Annotated in this window: 14 protein-coding genes; 9 read left to right on the top strand and 5 right to left on the bottom strand. The window is 64.7% G+C overall.

Annotation, left to right across the window (positions count from 1 at the left end; all coding sequences use genetic code 11):
- Window positions 1-30: 30 nt before the first annotated feature.
- From ftsZ to ligA, 5 genes are all read left to right on the top strand, one after another.
- Window positions 31-1,695, top strand: coding sequence for a cell division protein FtsZ (gene ftsZ, locus ACFPFW_RS14530; protein ID WP_114958210.1), 1,665 nt, complete (start codon window positions 31-33; stop codon window positions 1,693-1,695).
- 273 nt (window positions 1,696-1,968) lie between these two features.
- Window positions 1,969-2,910: a UDP-3-O-acyl-N-acetylglucosamine deacetylase gene (lpxC, locus tag ACFPFW_RS14525; RefSeq protein ID WP_114958209.1), complete on the top strand. Its 942-nt coding sequence runs from the start codon at window positions 1,969-1,971 to the stop codon at window positions 2,908-2,910.
- Between the two features lie 109 nt (window positions 2,911-3,019).
- Window positions 3,020-3,880, top strand: a complete 861-nt coding sequence (locus tag ACFPFW_RS14520) for an outer membrane protein assembly factor BamD (RefSeq protein WP_379771266.1) — start codon at window positions 3,020-3,022, stop codon at window positions 3,878-3,880.
- Window positions 3,881-3,913: 33 nt separating this feature from the next.
- The gene (gene recN / locus ACFPFW_RS14515) at window positions 3,914-5,584 is read left to right on the top strand and encodes a DNA repair protein RecN (RefSeq protein ID WP_114958207.1); all 1,671 of its coding nucleotides are present in this window, start codon (window positions 3,914-3,916) and stop codon (window positions 5,582-5,584) included.
- Window positions 5,585-5,712: 128 nt separating this feature from the next.
- Window positions 5,713-7,854 carry an NAD-dependent DNA ligase LigA gene (gene ligA / locus ACFPFW_RS14510; RefSeq protein WP_114958206.1) on the top strand — a complete coding sequence of 714 codons (2,142 nt, stop codon included), beginning with the start codon at window positions 5,713-5,715 and terminating at the stop codon, window positions 7,852-7,854.
- 76 nt (window positions 7,855-7,930) lie between these two features.
- Here the strand turns inward: ligA and ACFPFW_RS14505 are convergent, their stop codons facing one another.
- The gene (locus ACFPFW_RS14505; RefSeq protein WP_012114320.1) at window positions 7,931-8,083 is read right to left on the bottom strand and encodes a DUF3309 domain-containing protein; all 153 of its coding nucleotides are present in this window, start codon (window positions 8,081-8,083) and stop codon (window positions 7,931-7,933) included.
- 142 nt (window positions 8,084-8,225) lie between these two features.
- Between ACFPFW_RS14505 and ACFPFW_RS14500 the strand changes: the two genes are divergently transcribed.
- Window positions 8,226-8,882 (top strand): AzlC family ABC transporter permease, encoded by a 657-nt coding sequence (locus ACFPFW_RS14500; protein ID WP_379771263.1) that lies wholly within the window; start codon window positions 8,226-8,228, stop codon window positions 8,880-8,882.
- Window positions 8,879-9,184, top strand: a complete 306-nt coding sequence (locus ACFPFW_RS14495; protein WP_114958204.1) for an AzlD family protein — start codon at window positions 8,879-8,881, stop codon at window positions 9,182-9,184. The genes ACFPFW_RS14500 and ACFPFW_RS14495 overlap by 4 nt, the downstream gene beginning before the upstream one ends.
- On the opposite strand, the gene ACFPFW_RS14490 is transcribed toward ACFPFW_RS14495, so the two are convergent.
- On the bottom strand, window positions 9,181-9,438 hold the full coding sequence (locus tag ACFPFW_RS14490; protein ID WP_114958203.1) for a GlsB/YeaQ/YmgE family stress response membrane protein: 258 nt from the start codon (window positions 9,436-9,438) through the stop codon (window positions 9,181-9,183). The two genes, ACFPFW_RS14495 and ACFPFW_RS14490, sit on opposite strands and share 4 nt — an antisense overlap.
- 147 nt (window positions 9,439-9,585) lie before the next feature.
- Between ACFPFW_RS14490 and ACFPFW_RS14485 the strand changes: the two genes are divergently transcribed.
- The gene (locus ACFPFW_RS14485; RefSeq protein ID WP_114958202.1) at window positions 9,586-10,044 is read left to right on the top strand and encodes a YidB family protein; all 459 of its coding nucleotides are present in this window, start codon (window positions 9,586-9,588) and stop codon (window positions 10,042-10,044) included.
- A 33-nt stretch (window positions 10,045-10,077) separates the two neighbouring features.
- Here ACFPFW_RS14485 and ACFPFW_RS14480 read toward each other — a convergent pair whose 3' ends face one another.
- The gene (locus ACFPFW_RS14480; protein WP_114958201.1) at window positions 10,078-11,901 is read right to left on the bottom strand and encodes an aminopeptidase P family protein; all 1,824 of its coding nucleotides are present in this window, start codon (window positions 11,899-11,901) and stop codon (window positions 10,078-10,080) included.
- Window positions 11,902-12,069: 168 nt separating this feature from the next.
- On the opposite strand from ACFPFW_RS14480, the gene ACFPFW_RS14475 reads away from it, so the two are divergent.
- Entirely contained in the window at window positions 12,070-12,228 is a 159-nt protein-coding gene (locus tag ACFPFW_RS14475) for a hypothetical protein (protein WP_162799766.1), read from the top strand.
- 33 nt (window positions 12,229-12,261) lie between these two features.
- On the opposite strand, the gene ACFPFW_RS14470 is transcribed toward ACFPFW_RS14475, so the two are convergent.
- The gene (locus ACFPFW_RS14470) at window positions 12,262-13,140 is read right to left on the bottom strand and encodes a 50S ribosomal protein L11 methyltransferase (protein ID WP_114958200.1); all 879 of its coding nucleotides are present in this window, start codon (window positions 13,138-13,140) and stop codon (window positions 12,262-12,264) included.
- A gap of 9 nt (window positions 13,141-13,149) precedes the next feature.
- Window positions 13,150-15,519, bottom strand: a complete 2,370-nt coding sequence (locus tag ACFPFW_RS14465) for an ATP-dependent helicase (RefSeq protein ID WP_114958199.1) — start codon at window positions 15,517-15,519, stop codon at window positions 13,150-13,152.
- Between the last annotated feature and the right edge of the window lie 467 nt (window positions 15,520-15,986).

The raw sequence follows: 15,986 nt of genomic DNA, 5'->3' as shown, positions 1-15,986 counted from the left end.
CGCGCGCGTGCGAAAACTGAGAGGCGATCGATGTCTATCAATCTGAGAATGCCCGATATCCGGGAGCTTCGGCCCCGTATTACGGTCTTCGGCGTCGGAGGCGCCGGCGGCAATGCGGTCAATAACATGATCGAAGCCGGTCTCCAGGGCGTGGAATTCGTCGTCGCCAACACCGACGCGCAGGCGCTGACGCTTTCCCGCGCCGAACGCATCGTGCAGATGGGCCTGCAGGTCACCGAAGGACTGGGTGCCGGTTCCCAGCCCGAGGTCGGCTGCGCCGCCGCCGAGGAAGTCCTCGACGAAATCCGGGATCACCTCCAGGGTTCGCACATGGCCTTCATCACCGCCGGCATGGGCGGTGGCACGGGCACGGGAGCCGCCCCCGTCGTCGCCCGCGCAGCACGCGAAATGGGTATCCTGACCGTCGGTGTCGTCACGAAGCCGTTCCACTTCGAAGGCCACCGGCGCATGCGCATCGCCGACGCCGGGATAGAGAGCCTCCAGGCGGTCGTCGACACGCTGCTCGTCATTCCGAACCAGAACCTGTTCCGGGTCGCCAACGAGCGCACGACCTTCGCCGACGCCTTCGCAATGGCCGATCAGGTGCTCTATTCGGGTGTCGCCTGCATCACCGACCTGATGGTCAAGGAAGGCCTGATCAATCTCGATTTCGCCGACGTCCGCGCGATCATGCGCGAGATGGGCAAGGCTATGATGGGCACCGGTGAGGCGCAGGGCGAGAAGCGCGCCATCGCCGCCGCCGAGGCCGCGATCGCCAATCCGCTGCTCGACGACGTCTCGATGAAGGGCGCTCGCGGTCTGCTGATCTCGATCACCGGCGGCAACGACCTCACTCTCTATGAAGTCGACGAAGCCGCGACCCGCATTCGCGAGGAAGTCGATCCGGAAGCCAATATCATCCTCGGCGCGACCTTCGACGAGAAGCTCGAAGGCACGATCCGCGTCTCGGTTGTCGCCACCGGTATCGATATGGTCGCGGGTCAGGCCGCTCCGGTCTACAGCGAAGCCCGCCTTGCCGAGATCGCCCAGCGGCTGAAGCCCGCTCCGCGTCCGGCCACGCAGGCCGCCCTCGCGATGGAAGAGCAGGCCCGTCCGTCAATCATCCGTCCGGTCGCGGAAGAGGAACCGGTGTATGAGGATCACTTCGAGATCCACGAGCCGGCTCCGGTCGAGCAGCTTGCCGACGAGATGACGATCCGCCCCTTGGCGCCGCCGCCGGTGTTTCAGGAGCCGGTCGTCCAGGAAGCTCCGGTCGACATCCACGAGGAACTGCCGTCGCCGTTCATCCCGCCGGCGCCCGAGCGCATGGTTCGCCAGCCGCGCATGCCGCGCGTCGACGAGCTGCCGATCCCAGCGCAGAACCAGATCGCCGCCCAGCAGCGAATCGAGCCGGCGGAGGATCACGCTCCGGCTGCGAAGCGTGCCTCGCTCCTGCAGCGTCTCGCCGCCGTCGGCCTCGGCCGCCGCGAGGAGGAAGATCATGGTTCGCACCACGAGCCGACGATGGAAGCTCCGTCGAACTCCGCTCAGGAATATGCCCGGCGTCTCCAGCAGCAGCCGCAGCAGAGCTATCGCCCCGCCAAGGGCGCTCTCGACCCACACGGCCGTCCGCAGTCGCGCGGCCTTGAGGACGATCTCGAGATTCCGGCGTTCCTGCGCCGTCAGTCCAACTGACGAACGCGGACCGGCAACAAAACTGTGGCTTCGGAAACACAGCAGGGCGGCGTCGTGAGGCGCCGCCTTCGCCTTTGACGGGTTCGCTCGTGAGGGAGAGGCCTCACATTGTTAATGAGGTGTAACAGTCCGAAACCAAGCGTGATTTGTTCGGATTCTGACCGACTCCTATCTTTCTCAAGGAAAGCACGAGTCGTTTTTGCGGCGCGGCTTTCGGGGATCGCAGCGCCAAGTTCGGGTCACGGCGCCGCAGTGTAAGGGGTAAGCGGGGGCATGGCTAACCAGCAGACGACTCTTGGCGGATCGATTTCGATCGCCGGCATCGGTGTCCACAGCGGCGCTCCTGCGCGCATCACTCTTTTCCCGGCACCGGCTGGCACGGGCATCCAGTTCCGCCGCACCAATCTTCCGGGCGGCCAAGCTCGCGCTCTCCGCGCTCATGTCGATCTGGTTACCCAGACCGATCTCTGCACCGTCATCGGCAATCGCGACGAAGCCTCGGTCTCGACGATCGAGCATCTGATGGCTGCACTGCGCGGCCTCGGTGTCGACAACGCAGTTGTCTCGATCGACGGCCCTGAAATGCCGATCATGGACGGAAGCTCGCAGGCATTCGTCGAGGCGATCGACGCCATCGGCGTCACCTCGCTTGCGACGCCGCGCAGCTACATCAGGATTTTGAAGCCGGTCCGTGTCGAGCACGGCCGCGCCTGGGCCGAGCTGTCGCCGTATCGCAAGGGCTTCCGTCTCGAAGTTGAGATCGATTTCGACGACGCGCTGATCGGCCGTCAGTCGATCGAGCTCGACCTCACGCCGAAGGTTTTCCGTCGCGAACTCGCTTACGCCCGGACCTTCGGTTTCATGAAGGATTTCGAGAAGCTTTCGGCGATCGGTCTCGCCAAGGGTTCCTCACTCGATAACACCGTCGTCATCGGTGACGGCGAAGTTCTGAACGCCGATGGTCTTCGTGGCGCCGACGAATTCGTCCGCCACAAGGCGCTCGATGCGGTCGGCGACCTCGCGCTATCCGGCATCGCATTGCAGGGCTGCTACCGGTCCTATTGTGGCGGTCACAAGCTGAACGTCGCGATGCTCCGCGCACTGTTCGCCGATTCGTCGGCATGGACTGTGGTGGAGGATACGGTTCCGGCTCGCGCGGGTCTTGGCGATCTCATTCCGGCGCTCAAGCCCGCATTTTCCCCGGACAAGAACTGAGGTTCCTCGGCGCGGACACGACTTCGCCACGGTGGCAGTTCAGTCGTGTTTGCGCTAGAAGGCGGCGGGGCAGTTCTCAGCCTTCGACCTTATGTGTTTCGAGGCCTTTATGATGTCGAGCATCTCCTCTGTGTTCGCCGCGGGCTCGCGCGGCATCTGTATCGTCGCCGTCGCCCTGGTGTGCGTGACGAGCCTGACGGCTTGCTCAACCATGGCGAAAGACGATGAGGAGATCACCGTCAATGACGAGCCGGCGGACAAGCTCTACAACGAAGGCCTCTACAATCTGAACAACGGCGATACGAAGGCCGCGCTGGAGCGGTTCAAGACGCTCGACCAGCAGCATCCGTATACCGAGTGGGCCCGCAAGGCTCACATGATGGAGGTCTACGCGAATTATCGCGCGGGAAATTACGACGAATCTTCCATCGCCGCGAAGCGCTATCTGACGCTTCATCCGGGCAGCAAGGATGCCGCCTATGCGCAGTTCCTGCTCGGCATGTCCTACTACAACCAGATCCCGGACGTGACGCGCGACCAGCAGCGCACGCAGCAGGCGTTGCAGGCGCTCGACGAAGTCGTCCGCAAATACCCGGATAGCGAATACGCCGATGGCGCGCAGAAGCGCGTCCAGATTGCCCGTGACCAGCTCGCCGGCAAGGAGATGGAGATCGGCCGCTTCTATCTCCAGCAGCGCAACTGGATCGGCGCGGTCAACCGCTTCAAGACCGTCGTCGTGCAGTATCAGACGACCCGCCACGTCGAGGAAGCGCTGGCACGTCTCGCGGAGGCCTATATGAGCCTCGGCATCGTCGGCGAAGCGCAGACTGCGGCGGCCGTCCTGGGCCACAACTTCCCGCAAAGCGATTGGTACAAGGACACCTACAAGCTCGTTCAGTCGAAGGGTGTCGAGCCGCGCGAGGACAAGGGCTCCTGGATTTCCAAGGCGTTCAAAGGCATCGTCGGCTGATCTTTCAGACCGGTTGGGACATACTGGGGCGCAATGCTCGTCCAGCTCTCGATTCGTGACATCGTTCTCATCGAGCGGCTGGACATCGCAGCCGGCAGCGGTCTGACCGTGCTTACCGGTGAGACCGGCGCCGGCAAGTCCATCCTTCTTGATTCGCTCACGCTCGCGCTCGGCGGACGTGGCGATTCAGGACTGGTGCGTACCGGTGCCCCGCAGGGGCAGGTCACCGCGATGTTCGATGTCGGCCCGGGACATCCCGCGCGCGCCGTGCTCCAGGCCAACGACCTTCCCGACGACGGCGATCTCATTCTCCGTCGCGTCCAGCTTTCTGACGGCCGCACCCGCGCCTTCGTCAACGACCAGCCCGTGGGCGTGCAGGTGTTGAAGGCGATCGGCACTACGCTCGTCGAGATCCACGGCCAGCACGACGATCGTGCTCTGGTCGATTCCGCCCAACATCGTGCATTGCTCGATGCGTTCGGAGGCCTGGAGGACGAAGTCGGCAGGCTTCGTGGCTTTTGGTCCGCTTGGCGCAAGGCCGAATCCGCGCGCGAGGCGCAGCGCCAATTGGTCGAGAAGGCACAGGCGGAGGCGGACTATCTTCGTCATTCCCATGCCGAGCTGTCCAAGCTCGCGCCGGAGACAGGCGAGGAGGATAAGCTTGCCGAACTGCGCACGACGATGATGCAGTCGGAGAAGATCGCGGGCGATCTCGACGAGGTCTATCAGGCGGTCGCCGGCACGAATTCTCCGATTCCGCAGCTCGCCGCCGCTATCCGCCGTCTGGAGCGCCGGGCAGGGGCCCTGCCGTCATTCGTCGAGCCGGCCGTGAAGGCCATAGACGCCGCGCTTGTCTCGCTCGACGAGGCTCGGGCGCATCTCGAAAGCGCCATCGAGACCGCCGCTTTCGATCCGAAGGATTTGGAGCGCGCCGAGGAGCGTCTGTTCGCGCTCCGCTCTGCGGCACGTAAATTCGGCACCGGTGTCGAAGAGCTTCCCGCGGTCGCCGCGCGGTTTGCGGCGGAGCTCGCCGCGCTGGAGAACGGCGAGGGCGATCTGAAGCGTCTTGGTGCGGAGGCTGAGAGTGCCGAGGCCAACTATCGCAAGGCTGCCGAAGAGCTGGCGCAAAAGCGCGCCAGGACGGCCGACGCGCTTGCCAAGGCAGTGATGGCCGAACTGCCCGACCTCAAGCTCGAGCGCGCCCGCTTCACCGCGAACATCACGACCGACGCGGCGGCTCCCGGTCCGGAAGGCATCGACCGCGTCGAATTCTGGGTCCAGACCAATCCAGGCACGCGTGCCGGGCCGATGCTGAAGGTCGCTTCGGGCGGTGAACTCGCGCGTTTCCTGCTGGCATTGAAGGTCGCTCTTGCCGATCGGGGTTCCGCGCCGACGCTCGTCTTCGACGAGATTGACACCGGCGTCGGCGGCGCGGTCGCCGAAGCCATCGGAACCCGGCTCGCGCGGCTCGGCCAGCGAGTACAGGTTTTCGCCGTGACCCACGCTCCGCAGGTCGCGGCGCGTGCGGCGAGCCATCTCTTGATCGCCAAGGACGACGTGAAGGGCGAGGACCGCGTCTCGACGCGGGTCACTCCGCTTGAGGATGGCCACCGCCGCGAGGAGATCGCGCGCATGCTCGCAGGCGCGCGGATCACCGACGAGGCCCGTGCCGCCGCTGACCGATTGATGAAAGGCGCGGCTTAGATCTGCCTCATCCTGAGCCGCGAGTTTAGCTCGCGTGTCGAAGGATGGGCGCGAACTCCGAGCTTGCCGCGATCCTTCGACACGGACCTACGGTCCGGCTCAGGATGAGGTGGTGTAAGATTTTCTGCATGTCCGATTCACCCACTTCTCTCCCCACCGATCCCCAAGACGCACAGGCCGAGCACAAGCGCCTCGCCGAGGAAATCCGCGCTCACGACAAGCGCTATTACGAGAACGACGCCCCCACGGTCTCCGACGCCGAATATGACGCACTCCGCAAGCGCCTGATCGCGATCGAGGCCGAATATCCGGAGCTCATCACCCCGGACAGCCCGACGCAGAAGGTCTCCGGTGCGCCATCCGAGAAGTTCGCTAAGTCGAAGCATGGTGTGCCCATGCTGTCGCTCGACAACGCCTTCGATGCTGAGGACGTCGAGGATTTCGTCGGCCGCGTCCGTCGCTTTCTCAATCTCAAACCGGACGATTCGATCGCCTTTACCGCCGAACCGAAGATCGATGGCCTGTCCGCCAATCTTCGCTACGAGAAAGGCCGTTTCGTCCTCGGCCTGACGCGCGGCGATGGTGAGATCGGCGAGAACGTCACGGCCAATCTCAGGACCATCGTCGACATTCCGCACGTGCTGAAAGGCGAGGGCATCCCGGACCTCATCGAGATCCGTGGCGAGGTCTATATGGGCCACGAGGAGTTCCGCGCCTTCAATGCGGGCCAGGAGGCGGCGGGCAAGCCGATCGCGCCGAACCCGCGCAATCTCGCCGGCGGCTCGTTGCGTCAGCTGGACGCCGAGATCACGCGCTCACGACACCTGCATTTCTTCGCCTACGCCTGGGGCGAGAACACCTCTCTGCCGGCCGATACCCAGATGGGCATGGTCGAGGCGATGAGGGCCTGGGGCTTTGTCACCAATCCGCGGATGAAGCGGGTCAATTCGCCCGAGGAGATGGTCGCCTATCATACCGCGCTGGAGACGGAGCGGGCACTTCTCGGCTACGATATCGACGGCGTCGTCTACAAGGTCGACCGTATCGATCTGCAGCGCCGGCTTGGCTACGTCTCACGCGCGCCGCGCTGGGCCATAGCCCATAAATTCCCGGCCGAGCAGGCGACGACGCTGCTGAACGGCATCGACATCCAGGTCGGCCGCACCGGCAAGCTGACCCCGGTCGCCAAGCTGGAACCCGTCACCGTCGGCGGGGTCGTCGTCTCGAACGCGACCCTGCACAACGAGGATTTCATCCACGGTGTTGATTCCGCCGGCAATTCCGTTCGTGACGGCAACGATATCCGTATCGGCGACACGGTCGTCGTGCAGCGCGCGGGCGACGTCATTCCGCAGATCGTGCGTGTGGTCGTCGAGAAGCGGTCGGCGGATTCCAAGCCGTTCGAATTCCCGGAGACATGCCCCGTCTGCGGCAGCCATGCCGTCCGGGAAGAGGGCGAATCCGATCGCCGCTGCACCGGCGGCCTGATCTGCGCCGCCCAGCAGGTCGAGCGCCTTCGCCATTTCGTCTCGCGCAATGCGATGGACATCGAAGGGCTGGGCGAGAAGCAGATCCAGGCCTTCTTCGAGCTCAACGAAATGCGGGAACCGGCAGACATCTTCCGCCTGCAGCGCAAGGAAGAAGGGCAGCTCCAGCGGCTGAAGAACCGTGAAGGCTGGGGCGAGACGTCGGCGCGCAATCTGTTCGCCGCGATCGACGATGCGCGTACGCGCTCGGTCAACCGCGTGCTGTTTGCGCTCGGCATCCGTCATATCGGCGAAATCAACGCCAAGAGGCTGATGCGCCATTACGGCTCCATCGAGAACCTGCGCGCCGCCGCCCGTACCGCGGTGATGCCGGACGCTTCCGTCAAAGGCGACAAGGGCAACGAGGCCTGGCAGGAAATGGTCGACGTGCCGGGCATCGGCTCGATCGTAGCCGAGGCCGTGGTCGATTTCTTCCAGGAGCCGAAGAACGATCCGGCGCTCGATTCTCTCCTTGCGGAGCTCAAGCCCGAGCCGATGGAAGAAGTCGCCCGCGACACCCCCGTCGCCGGCAAGACGGTGGTCTTCACCGGCACACTGGAAAAGATGACCCGCGACGAGGCCAAGGCGCAGGCGGAACGTCTGGGAGCGAAGGTCTCGGGCTCGGTGTCGAAGAAGACCGATGTCGTTGTCGCTGGACCCGGCGCAGGCTCGAAGCTGACGCAGGCGACTGCCCTCGGCATCCAGGTCCTGACCGAAGACGAATGGCTTGCTCTGGTGGGCTGAAAACTAACGGAGCCGACCCGCGAAAAGCGGATCGGCTCCGTTGGTTGCCTCGAGTTCGATAACTATCTCTCGAGTGTCAAAGTCGGCCGGTGAGGGCCAGAACGATCACGATAATCAGAAGGACGCCAACGATACCGCCGGGTCCGTAGCCCCAGCCGCGGCTGTATCCCCAGTTCGGCAGGGCGCCGACAAGGATCAGAATGAGGATGATGATAAGAATAGTCGACATGACCCGGTTCTCCGTGGCTCTTTCGCTGCCCGGGGAGTGAACGCGGCAACGAAAACAGAGTTCCCCCAAGCTAGAAGGCTCCTTCCAAATGTCGGTGAGTAACGGCGTTTCGGCTCCCGCGGCCGAATGGCGAGCGGGGATCATGGCCATCATGCCGGCGGCGATCGCGGTCGTGCCGTTCGGGCTTCTGCTCGGCGCGGCGGCCGCATCAAAGGGACTTTCGCCGCTTGAAGTCGGGCTGATGGGCGGGCTCGTTTTCGCCGGCTCGTCCCAGTTCGTGGCCGTCGATCTCTGGACGCACCCGGCACCGTGGCTCGCGCTCGGCTTCGCCGCGCTGCTCATCAATCTCCGCCATGTCCTGATGAGCGCGTCGATCTCCTCGAAGTTCGGCTCATTCGCACCCTGGCAGAAGACGCTCGCGGTGTTCGTCCTCGCCGACGAGATCTGGGCGGTCGCCGAGCGGCGCGCTTTGTCCCAGCCGCTGACGCCCGCCTTCTATTTCGCGACGGGCGTTTTCCTGTACGTCAACTGGCTGGTCTGGACGGTGCTGGGCACGGTGCTCGGCGCGGCAATGGGCGATCCGAAGGCGATGGGCTTCGACTTCGCGTTCACCGCCATCTTCATCGGCCTCGTCGTCGGCTTCTGGCAGGGCAGGCGCACCGGCTTCGTCATCGCCGCGAGTGCAATCGTTGCCGCGATCGTCGAGAAGGCGGTCGAAGGGCCGTGGTACGTGCTTGCCGGTGCGCTGGCTGGCATCGCCGTCGCCGCGATCATGGCACCGGCCGAGAAGGCGGCATGACCGTCACCCTCGCCAACCTCCTCGCGATCCTCGCCATGGCCGCCGCGACCTATGCGACGCGCGTCTCAGGCCTGTTCATCGCCGACCGCATCCCGAAAAGCGGCCGCGCTCGTGCCGCGCTCGATGCCTTGCCGGCCGCCGTTCTGACCGCCGTCATCGCGCCGACCGCGGTTGCGACCGGGCCGGCCGAGACCATCGCGGCGGGCATAACCGTGCTCGCCGCGTTCCGTCTGCCATTGCTCGCGACCGTCGTGGTGGGCGTGGTCGCGGTGGTCGTTCTGAGGTTGCTTCTGGGAAGCTAAAGCGCCCGTCGCCCGGTCATCGTGTGGTAGAGCCACAGCACGATGATCGAGCCGATGACGGCGACGATCAGGCTCCAGATGTTGAAGCCGGTGACGCCGGCCGCGCCGAAGAAGCTGAACACTAGGCCGCCGACAATAGCGCCGACGATGCCGAGCACTATATCCATCAGCATGCCCTGACCGCTTTCGTTGACGATCTTACTGGCGATAAACCCGGCAATGAGACCGAGCACGATCCAACCAATCACCGACATGGCGTTTCCTCCTTAGGGGAACTGCGGGACGCAGTGTGCTCCTTTCCAGCGCAGCCGCCAAATGGCCATCGGTCTCGCTTGCCAAAAGGGTCCGCTGGCGCGAAGGTCACGTCCGGGGGGCGCCGGACCATAATTTGGGAGGCTCCCATGGGTCTGTTCGACGACGCTGTTCCTGGCGGTAATATCTCGAAGCCCATTCTGATTGCGCTCGGCGCGCTGCTCGTCAGCCGCATGTTCGCGAACAAGGATGCACAAGTTCCCGAGGGCGCGGGCGCGCCAATGCCCGACGCTGGCGCCGCCCCAGCCGACGGCGGGCTGCTCGGCGGCCTTGGCGGCCTTCTCGACAAGCTCAAGAATGCAGGGCAGGGCGAGGCGGCGGACAGCTGGGTGCGCCCCGGTCCCAATCAGTCGATCGAACCCGGCCAGCTCGGCTCGGCCATAGGCCAGCAGACGATTGGAGATCTCGCCCGGCAGGCCGGCGTGAGCGAGCAGGAACTGCTGCAGCAGCTGTCGAAGATCCTGCCCGGAATGGTCGACAAGCTGACGCCGGACGGCCGTTTGCCGAACCAGCAGCAGGTCGCGGCGCTTTTCGCCCGCCAGGTTTGAGAACAGAGGCGCGGGAGCTCGGCTCCCGCGCTCTCATTTCAGCGGAGCGCAGGCCTTCTCGAGCCAGCCTTGCGTCTCGGCATCGACCAGCGGACCGATCTCCTTCAGCACCCGCGCATGATAGGCGTCGAGCCAGGCGCGCTCCTCCGCCGTCAGCAGTGAAAGCTCGATCGGCCGTGTGTCGATCGGTGCGAGGGTGAGCGTCTCGAAATCCATCATCGGCCGCTCGGCACCAGCAATCTCAGCCGTCTGGACGAGAACGAGGTTCTCGATCCGGATGCCGAAGGCTCCCTCGCGATAATAGCCGGGTTCGTTGGAGAGGATCATCCCCGGTTCGAGCGTCACATGGCCAAGCTTCGAGATGCGCTGCGGTCCCTCATGCACCGACAGATAACTGCCGACACCATGGCCCGTGCCGTGGTCGAAATCGGTGCCGATGTCCCAAAGTGCGCGCCGCGCCAACGGGTCGAGCTGCGCCCCGCTTGTACCCTTGGGGAAACGCACGGTGGCGATGGCGATATGGCCCTTCAGCACGCGCGTATAGCGATCGCGCATTTCGGCCGTCGTTTCGCCGACCGAAATCGTGCGGGTGATATCGGTGGTGCCGTCCTCGTACTGGCCGCCCGAGTCGATCAGGAAAAGGCCCGGCTCGACGACGCGATTGCTCGCCCGCATCACCCGGTAATGCGGAAGGGCGGCGTTCGGCCCGGCGGCCGAGATCGTCGTGAAGGAGATGTCCTTCAGGGCACCGGTCTCGCGGCGGAAGCTCTCCAGCGCCTCGGCGGCGCCGATCTCGTCGACCTTTCCGGTCGGCGCCTCGCGGTCGAACCAGGCGAGGAAGCGCGCCATCGCCGCGCCGTCGCGCACATGAGCCGAGCGCGTGCCGCCGATCTCGACGGAGTTCTTGACCGCCTTCAGCTTGGCGATCGGTCCCGGAGCCTTGATGACGGTCGCCTCGGCGCTTTCAAAAAGCGCCTTGACCTGTTCCGGGGCCATGCCCGGATCGAGCAGGACATGGGGCCGCGCATCGGCGAAGTCCTTCAGCGCATCCTCAAGCTCGGCCTCGTCACGGAGCTCGGCGAGGTCCGCCAGACGGTCGCGAATGCTGTTCGAAAGCTTCCGGTTGTCGATCAGCAAGATCGGCTTGCCCTCGGCACGGACGACCGCCCAGGCGAGGGGCAGGGGAGTGTGTGAGACGTCGCCGCCGCGGATGTTGAACAGCCATGCAATGTCGTGCGCATCGCTGAGCACGACGGCGTCCGCCTTTACCTTCTTGATCTCGGCCCGCACCTTGTCGAGCTTCGTCGCGCTGCTGTCGCCAGCGAAACGTTCGGGATGGTCGACCACGGCGGACAGCGGCGGGGCAGGGCGGTTGATCCAGATAGCGTCGATCAAATTGGTCTCGACCGGGACGAGATGCGCGTTAATGGCATCGCAGGCCTTTTTCAGCCTCTCGACATTTTCGATCGTATGCAGCCAGGGATCGAAGCCGAGCCGCCCGCCGGGTGGGAAGTTCTCCTTGATCCAGTCGGTCGTCGAGACGTCGCCGATATTGATCGGGGTCACGAGACCGGCATCGACCTGCTCGCGTGCCTGGACCGTGTAACGGCCGTCGATGAAAATGATCGCGCGGTCCTTGAGGATCAGCGCCATGCCGGCCGAACCAGTGAAGCCGGTCAGCCAAGCGAGCCGCTCTTCGCTCTTCGGCACATATTCGTTCTGATGCGCGTCCGAGCGCGGCACGAGGAAGCCGTCGAGCGTCAGCCGCTCCATCTCCGCGCGCAGTTTCGCGATGCGGCCTGCGCTGGCGGCCTTCTGCGACGGTTCGTCGAAGCTCTGGAACACACTCTCAAACATCGCTTCCCCTCTTGGCCGTCGGCTTTTTCACATGTGAAGGATTCGTTACCCCGGCCTCATAAACAAGCAAGATCAGTCATGCGATAATTGCATCACTGTGGCATCTCAAAAGGCGTAATGTGCATACCGTTGGTATACCAGATACCACATGCCAAGGAGCCAAGAACAATGCCGACAGCAGTTTACACCTCTGCCAACTTCCCCGCCCGCGAGACCATCGTCGAGCGTTTCCTGGGCTGGCTGACCCAGTTGTCGACCGTTCCGGAAGGCGGCACGGATTCCGGCCGCGACCTCGCGATCTATCACTCGATGTATCGCGGTTTTTGATCGTCTCATCTAGAGTTTGGATGCTCGCGGTGATTACGCCGCGAGCGTCAATGTTACCCAGTTGTCGATGACGAGCCTGCGTTTCACGACGAGGCCCTGAATCCGGTAGGCGGCCCGCACCTGCCGCTCCTGCTGGGTCAAAAGACCCGATAGGATGACGTGGCTGCCCGGCATAACGTGCCTGGTAACGGTCGGCGCCAGCTTCACCAGCGGCCCCGCCAGAATATTCGCGAAAATCAGGTCGTAGGGCGCGTTCGCCGCGATCATCGGATGGTTCATCCCGTTCGCATGGACGACACGCACGCGATCCGCGACGCGGTTCAGCTTCGCGTTTTCGCGCGCGATTACGACTGAGGTCGGGTCGATATCGCTCGCGGCGATGCCATGCCCCGTCGCCTTCGCCGCCGCGATGGCCAGCACGCCGGTGCCGGTGCCGAGATCGAGGATGCGGCGCGGCCGTCCTTCCTTCAGCAATTGATCGAATGCGAGCAGGCAGCCCTTCGTCGTGCCGTGATGGCCGGTACCGAAGGCGAGCGCGGCCTCGACCTGGATTCCGTGCGAGTTGCCGGGCACACGTTCCGCGTCGTGCGCGCCATGCACGAAGAACTGGCCGGCGACGACGGGATCGAGACCCGCAAGCGACTGCGCTACCCAGTCGGCATCCTCGATGACTTCCGAGACGATTTTCAGCCCTTCGAGGTCATCGCCCATCGCCGCGCGGACCTCGGCCTCGACGTTCGCCGGCTCCGTGTTCGGACCGGCGAAGACGTCGACGCGCCAGAGCGGGTGGTCAGGCTCGGTCTCGGAGACGGCGATGGAGAGATCATCGAGCGTCAGACGCTCCTCGGCCAGAAGGGCGAGGCGTTCGGCTGCGCGTTGATCGGCGAAAATTCGGACGACTGCGGTGGGCATGCGCGCTTGTTAGACGCGCTTCACGAAACTGTCGATCACGCGTTTCTGGCCGGCCTTGTCGAACTGCACGGTCAGCTTGTTGCCCTCGACCTCGGTGATGTCGCCGTAGCCGAACTTGTCGTGGAAGACGCGCTCGCCGAGTTCGTAGCTCGCGGCGTTCGCGGTCGACTTCGCGACGAGTTCGCCCTCGATCACCGTCGGCCCGCCGCGACGGCCGCTATAGCCATTGCCGAACGAGTTCGCGGTGAAGGTCTCGCGGCGCTGCTGGGCGCGCTGCCAGCCGGGCGTGTTGTAGGTCGAGCCGAACGGTTCGATGCGGTCGAACCGGCTTTCACCGAAGCCGCGGTTCGAAAACGCCGCCGGCGCCTCGACGACCTCGACATGGGTGTCGGGCAATTCGTCGAGGAAGCGCGATGGGATCGACGACTGCCACATTCCGTGGATGCGGCGGTTGGAGGCGAAATAGATCTTCGCCCGCTTCTTGGCGCGGGTGATGCCGACATAAGCGAGGCGGCGCTCTTCCTCGAGGCCGGCGCGGCCGTTCTCGTCGAGCGAGCGCTGATGCGGGAACAGGCCTTCCTCCCAGCCGGGCAGGAACACGACGTCGTATTCGAGGCCCTTGGCCGCGTGGAGGGTCATCAAAGTGACCTTCTCGTCGGCGTCGCCGGTGTCGGTGTCCATCACCAGCGAGACATGTTCGAGGAAGCCCTGCAGGTTCTCGAACCCGTCCATGGAGCGGACCAGCTCCTTCAGGTTTTCGAGCCGGCCGGCGGCGTCCGGCGAACGGTCCTGCCGCCACATCTCGGTGTAACCGGACTCGTCGAGCACCATTTCGGCGAGATCGGTGTGTTTCATCGTCTCGGCGGCGTGCGACCAGCGCTGGAAGCATTGCGTGAGGTCGCGGAGCGTCTGGCGCGGCTTCGGCTTCAGCTCCTCGGTGTCGGCGGCCATGCGCGCGGCTTCCATCAGCGGAATGCGGGCCGAGCGGGCGATGCCGTTCAGCGTCTGCACGGTAGCGTCGCCAAGGCCGCGCTTCGGCGTGTTGACGATGCGCTCGAAGGCGAGGTCGTCCGACGCCGAATTCACGCAGCGGAGATAGGCCAAAGCATCGCGGATCTCCTGGCGCTCGTAGAAGCGCGGGCCACCGATGACGCGATAGGGCACGCCGAGCGTCATGAAGCGATCTTCGAACTCGCGCATCTGGAACGAGGCGCGGACGAGGATCGCGACCTCGTCGAGGCTGACGTCCTGGCGCTGGAACTGCTCGATCTCCTCGCCGATCGCGCGGGCTTCCTCGCCGGAATCCCAGGAGCCGGCGACGGTGACCATCTCGCCGTCCTCGCCCTGCGGGCGGAGCGTCTTGCCGAGGCGGCCCTGATTGTGGGCGATAAGGTGCGAGGCCGCGCCGAGGATATGGGCGTCGGAGCGGTAGTTGCGCTCCAGCCGGATAACCTTGGCGCCCGGAAAATCCTTCTCGAAGCGCAGGATGTTGTCGACCTCGGCGCCGCGCCAGCCATAGATCGACTGGTCGTCGTCGCCGACGCAGCAGAGATTGCGCGGCCCCTGCGCCAAGAGGCGGAGCCAGAGATATTGCGCGACGTTGGTGTCCTGGTACTCGTCGACCAGCATGAACTTGAAGCGGCGGTGATATTGCGCCAGCACGTCCGGGCTTTCCCGGAAGATGCGGATCGGCTCCAGCAGGAGATCGCCGAAGTCGGTCGCGTTCAGCGTCTTCAGCCGTTCCTGATAGGCCTCGTAGAGCTGCTTTCCCTTGCCGTTGGCGAACGACGCGCCTTCGCCGGCCGGGACTTCCTTCGGCGACAGGCCGCGGTTCTTCCAGCCGTCGATCGTCCAGGCGAGGCTGCGCGCCGGCCAGCGCTTCTCGTCGATGTTCTCGGCCGAGAGGATCTGCTTGATCAGGCGGATCTGGTCGTCGGTGTCGAGGATGGTGAAGCTCGACTTGAGATCGGCCAGCTCGGCGTGGCGGCGCAGGATCTTCGTGCCGATCGAATGAAACGTGCCGAGCCACGGCATGCCCTCGGCGACGTCGCCGACCAGTGAGGCGACGCGGTGCTTCATCTCCCGCGACGCCTTGTTGGTGAAGGTCACCGCGAGGATTTCGGAGGGGCGGGCGCGGCCGGTCGCGAGGATATGGGCGATGCGGGTCGTCAGCACCCGCGTCTTGCCGGTGCCTGCGCCGGCGAGCACGAGCAGCGGCCCGTCGAGCGTCTGCACCGCCTCGCACTGTTCGGGGTTCAGGCCGGCGAGATAGTCCTTCGCGCCACGCCCCGATGCCGCCAGAGCGCGAGCGGCGATGCCGCCCGGTTTGGGGGCAGGGAGGTCGTCGTCGAAAAACGGAACGGGGTTCGTCTCGGCCAAAAACTATCCTCGAAACAGGCAGGTGCGGCGATGCCGTGTGCGATTCGCCTACGTGAACAAAATGGCACCTCGATGGGCGGATTGCGAGAGGTGGGGGTGGTTGCCTCTCCCGCCTGCGGGAGAGGTCGACTCGCGAAGCGAGCGGGTGAGGGCATTGGGACGGTGATGCAGGCGATCCGGAGATGCCTCGCAGCCCTCACCCGGTTCGGCTTCGCCGACTCGACCTCTCCCATGAATGGGAGAGGCATGGGCGCACCCTCTCCTCGCCTGCCAAAACAACGATGTCGGAAAGATGCTCCCTCGGAGGGAGCGGGGAACGCCTCGGCGTCCTCTGACTGGTTTGGTTTGCGTGGATGCCTGAGGCGTTCCCCGCACGGCGGTTAAGTCGGAGGCGGCGGGCGCTTCCACGGCCTGTGGCCGCCGAAGGTTTGAGAGCCTTCGAAGACCACGGCTCGTCCCCAGTGCAT

Origin of the sequence: Flaviflagellibacter deserti (assembly GCF_042652085.1) — a bacterium.
Taxonomy (GTDB): Bacteria; Pseudomonadota; Alphaproteobacteria; order Rhizobiales; family Methylopilaceae; genus Flaviflagellibacter; species Flaviflagellibacter deserti.
Note: the sequence above shows the minus strand (reverse complement) of the source record. Positions and strands in the feature narration are given on the sequence as shown.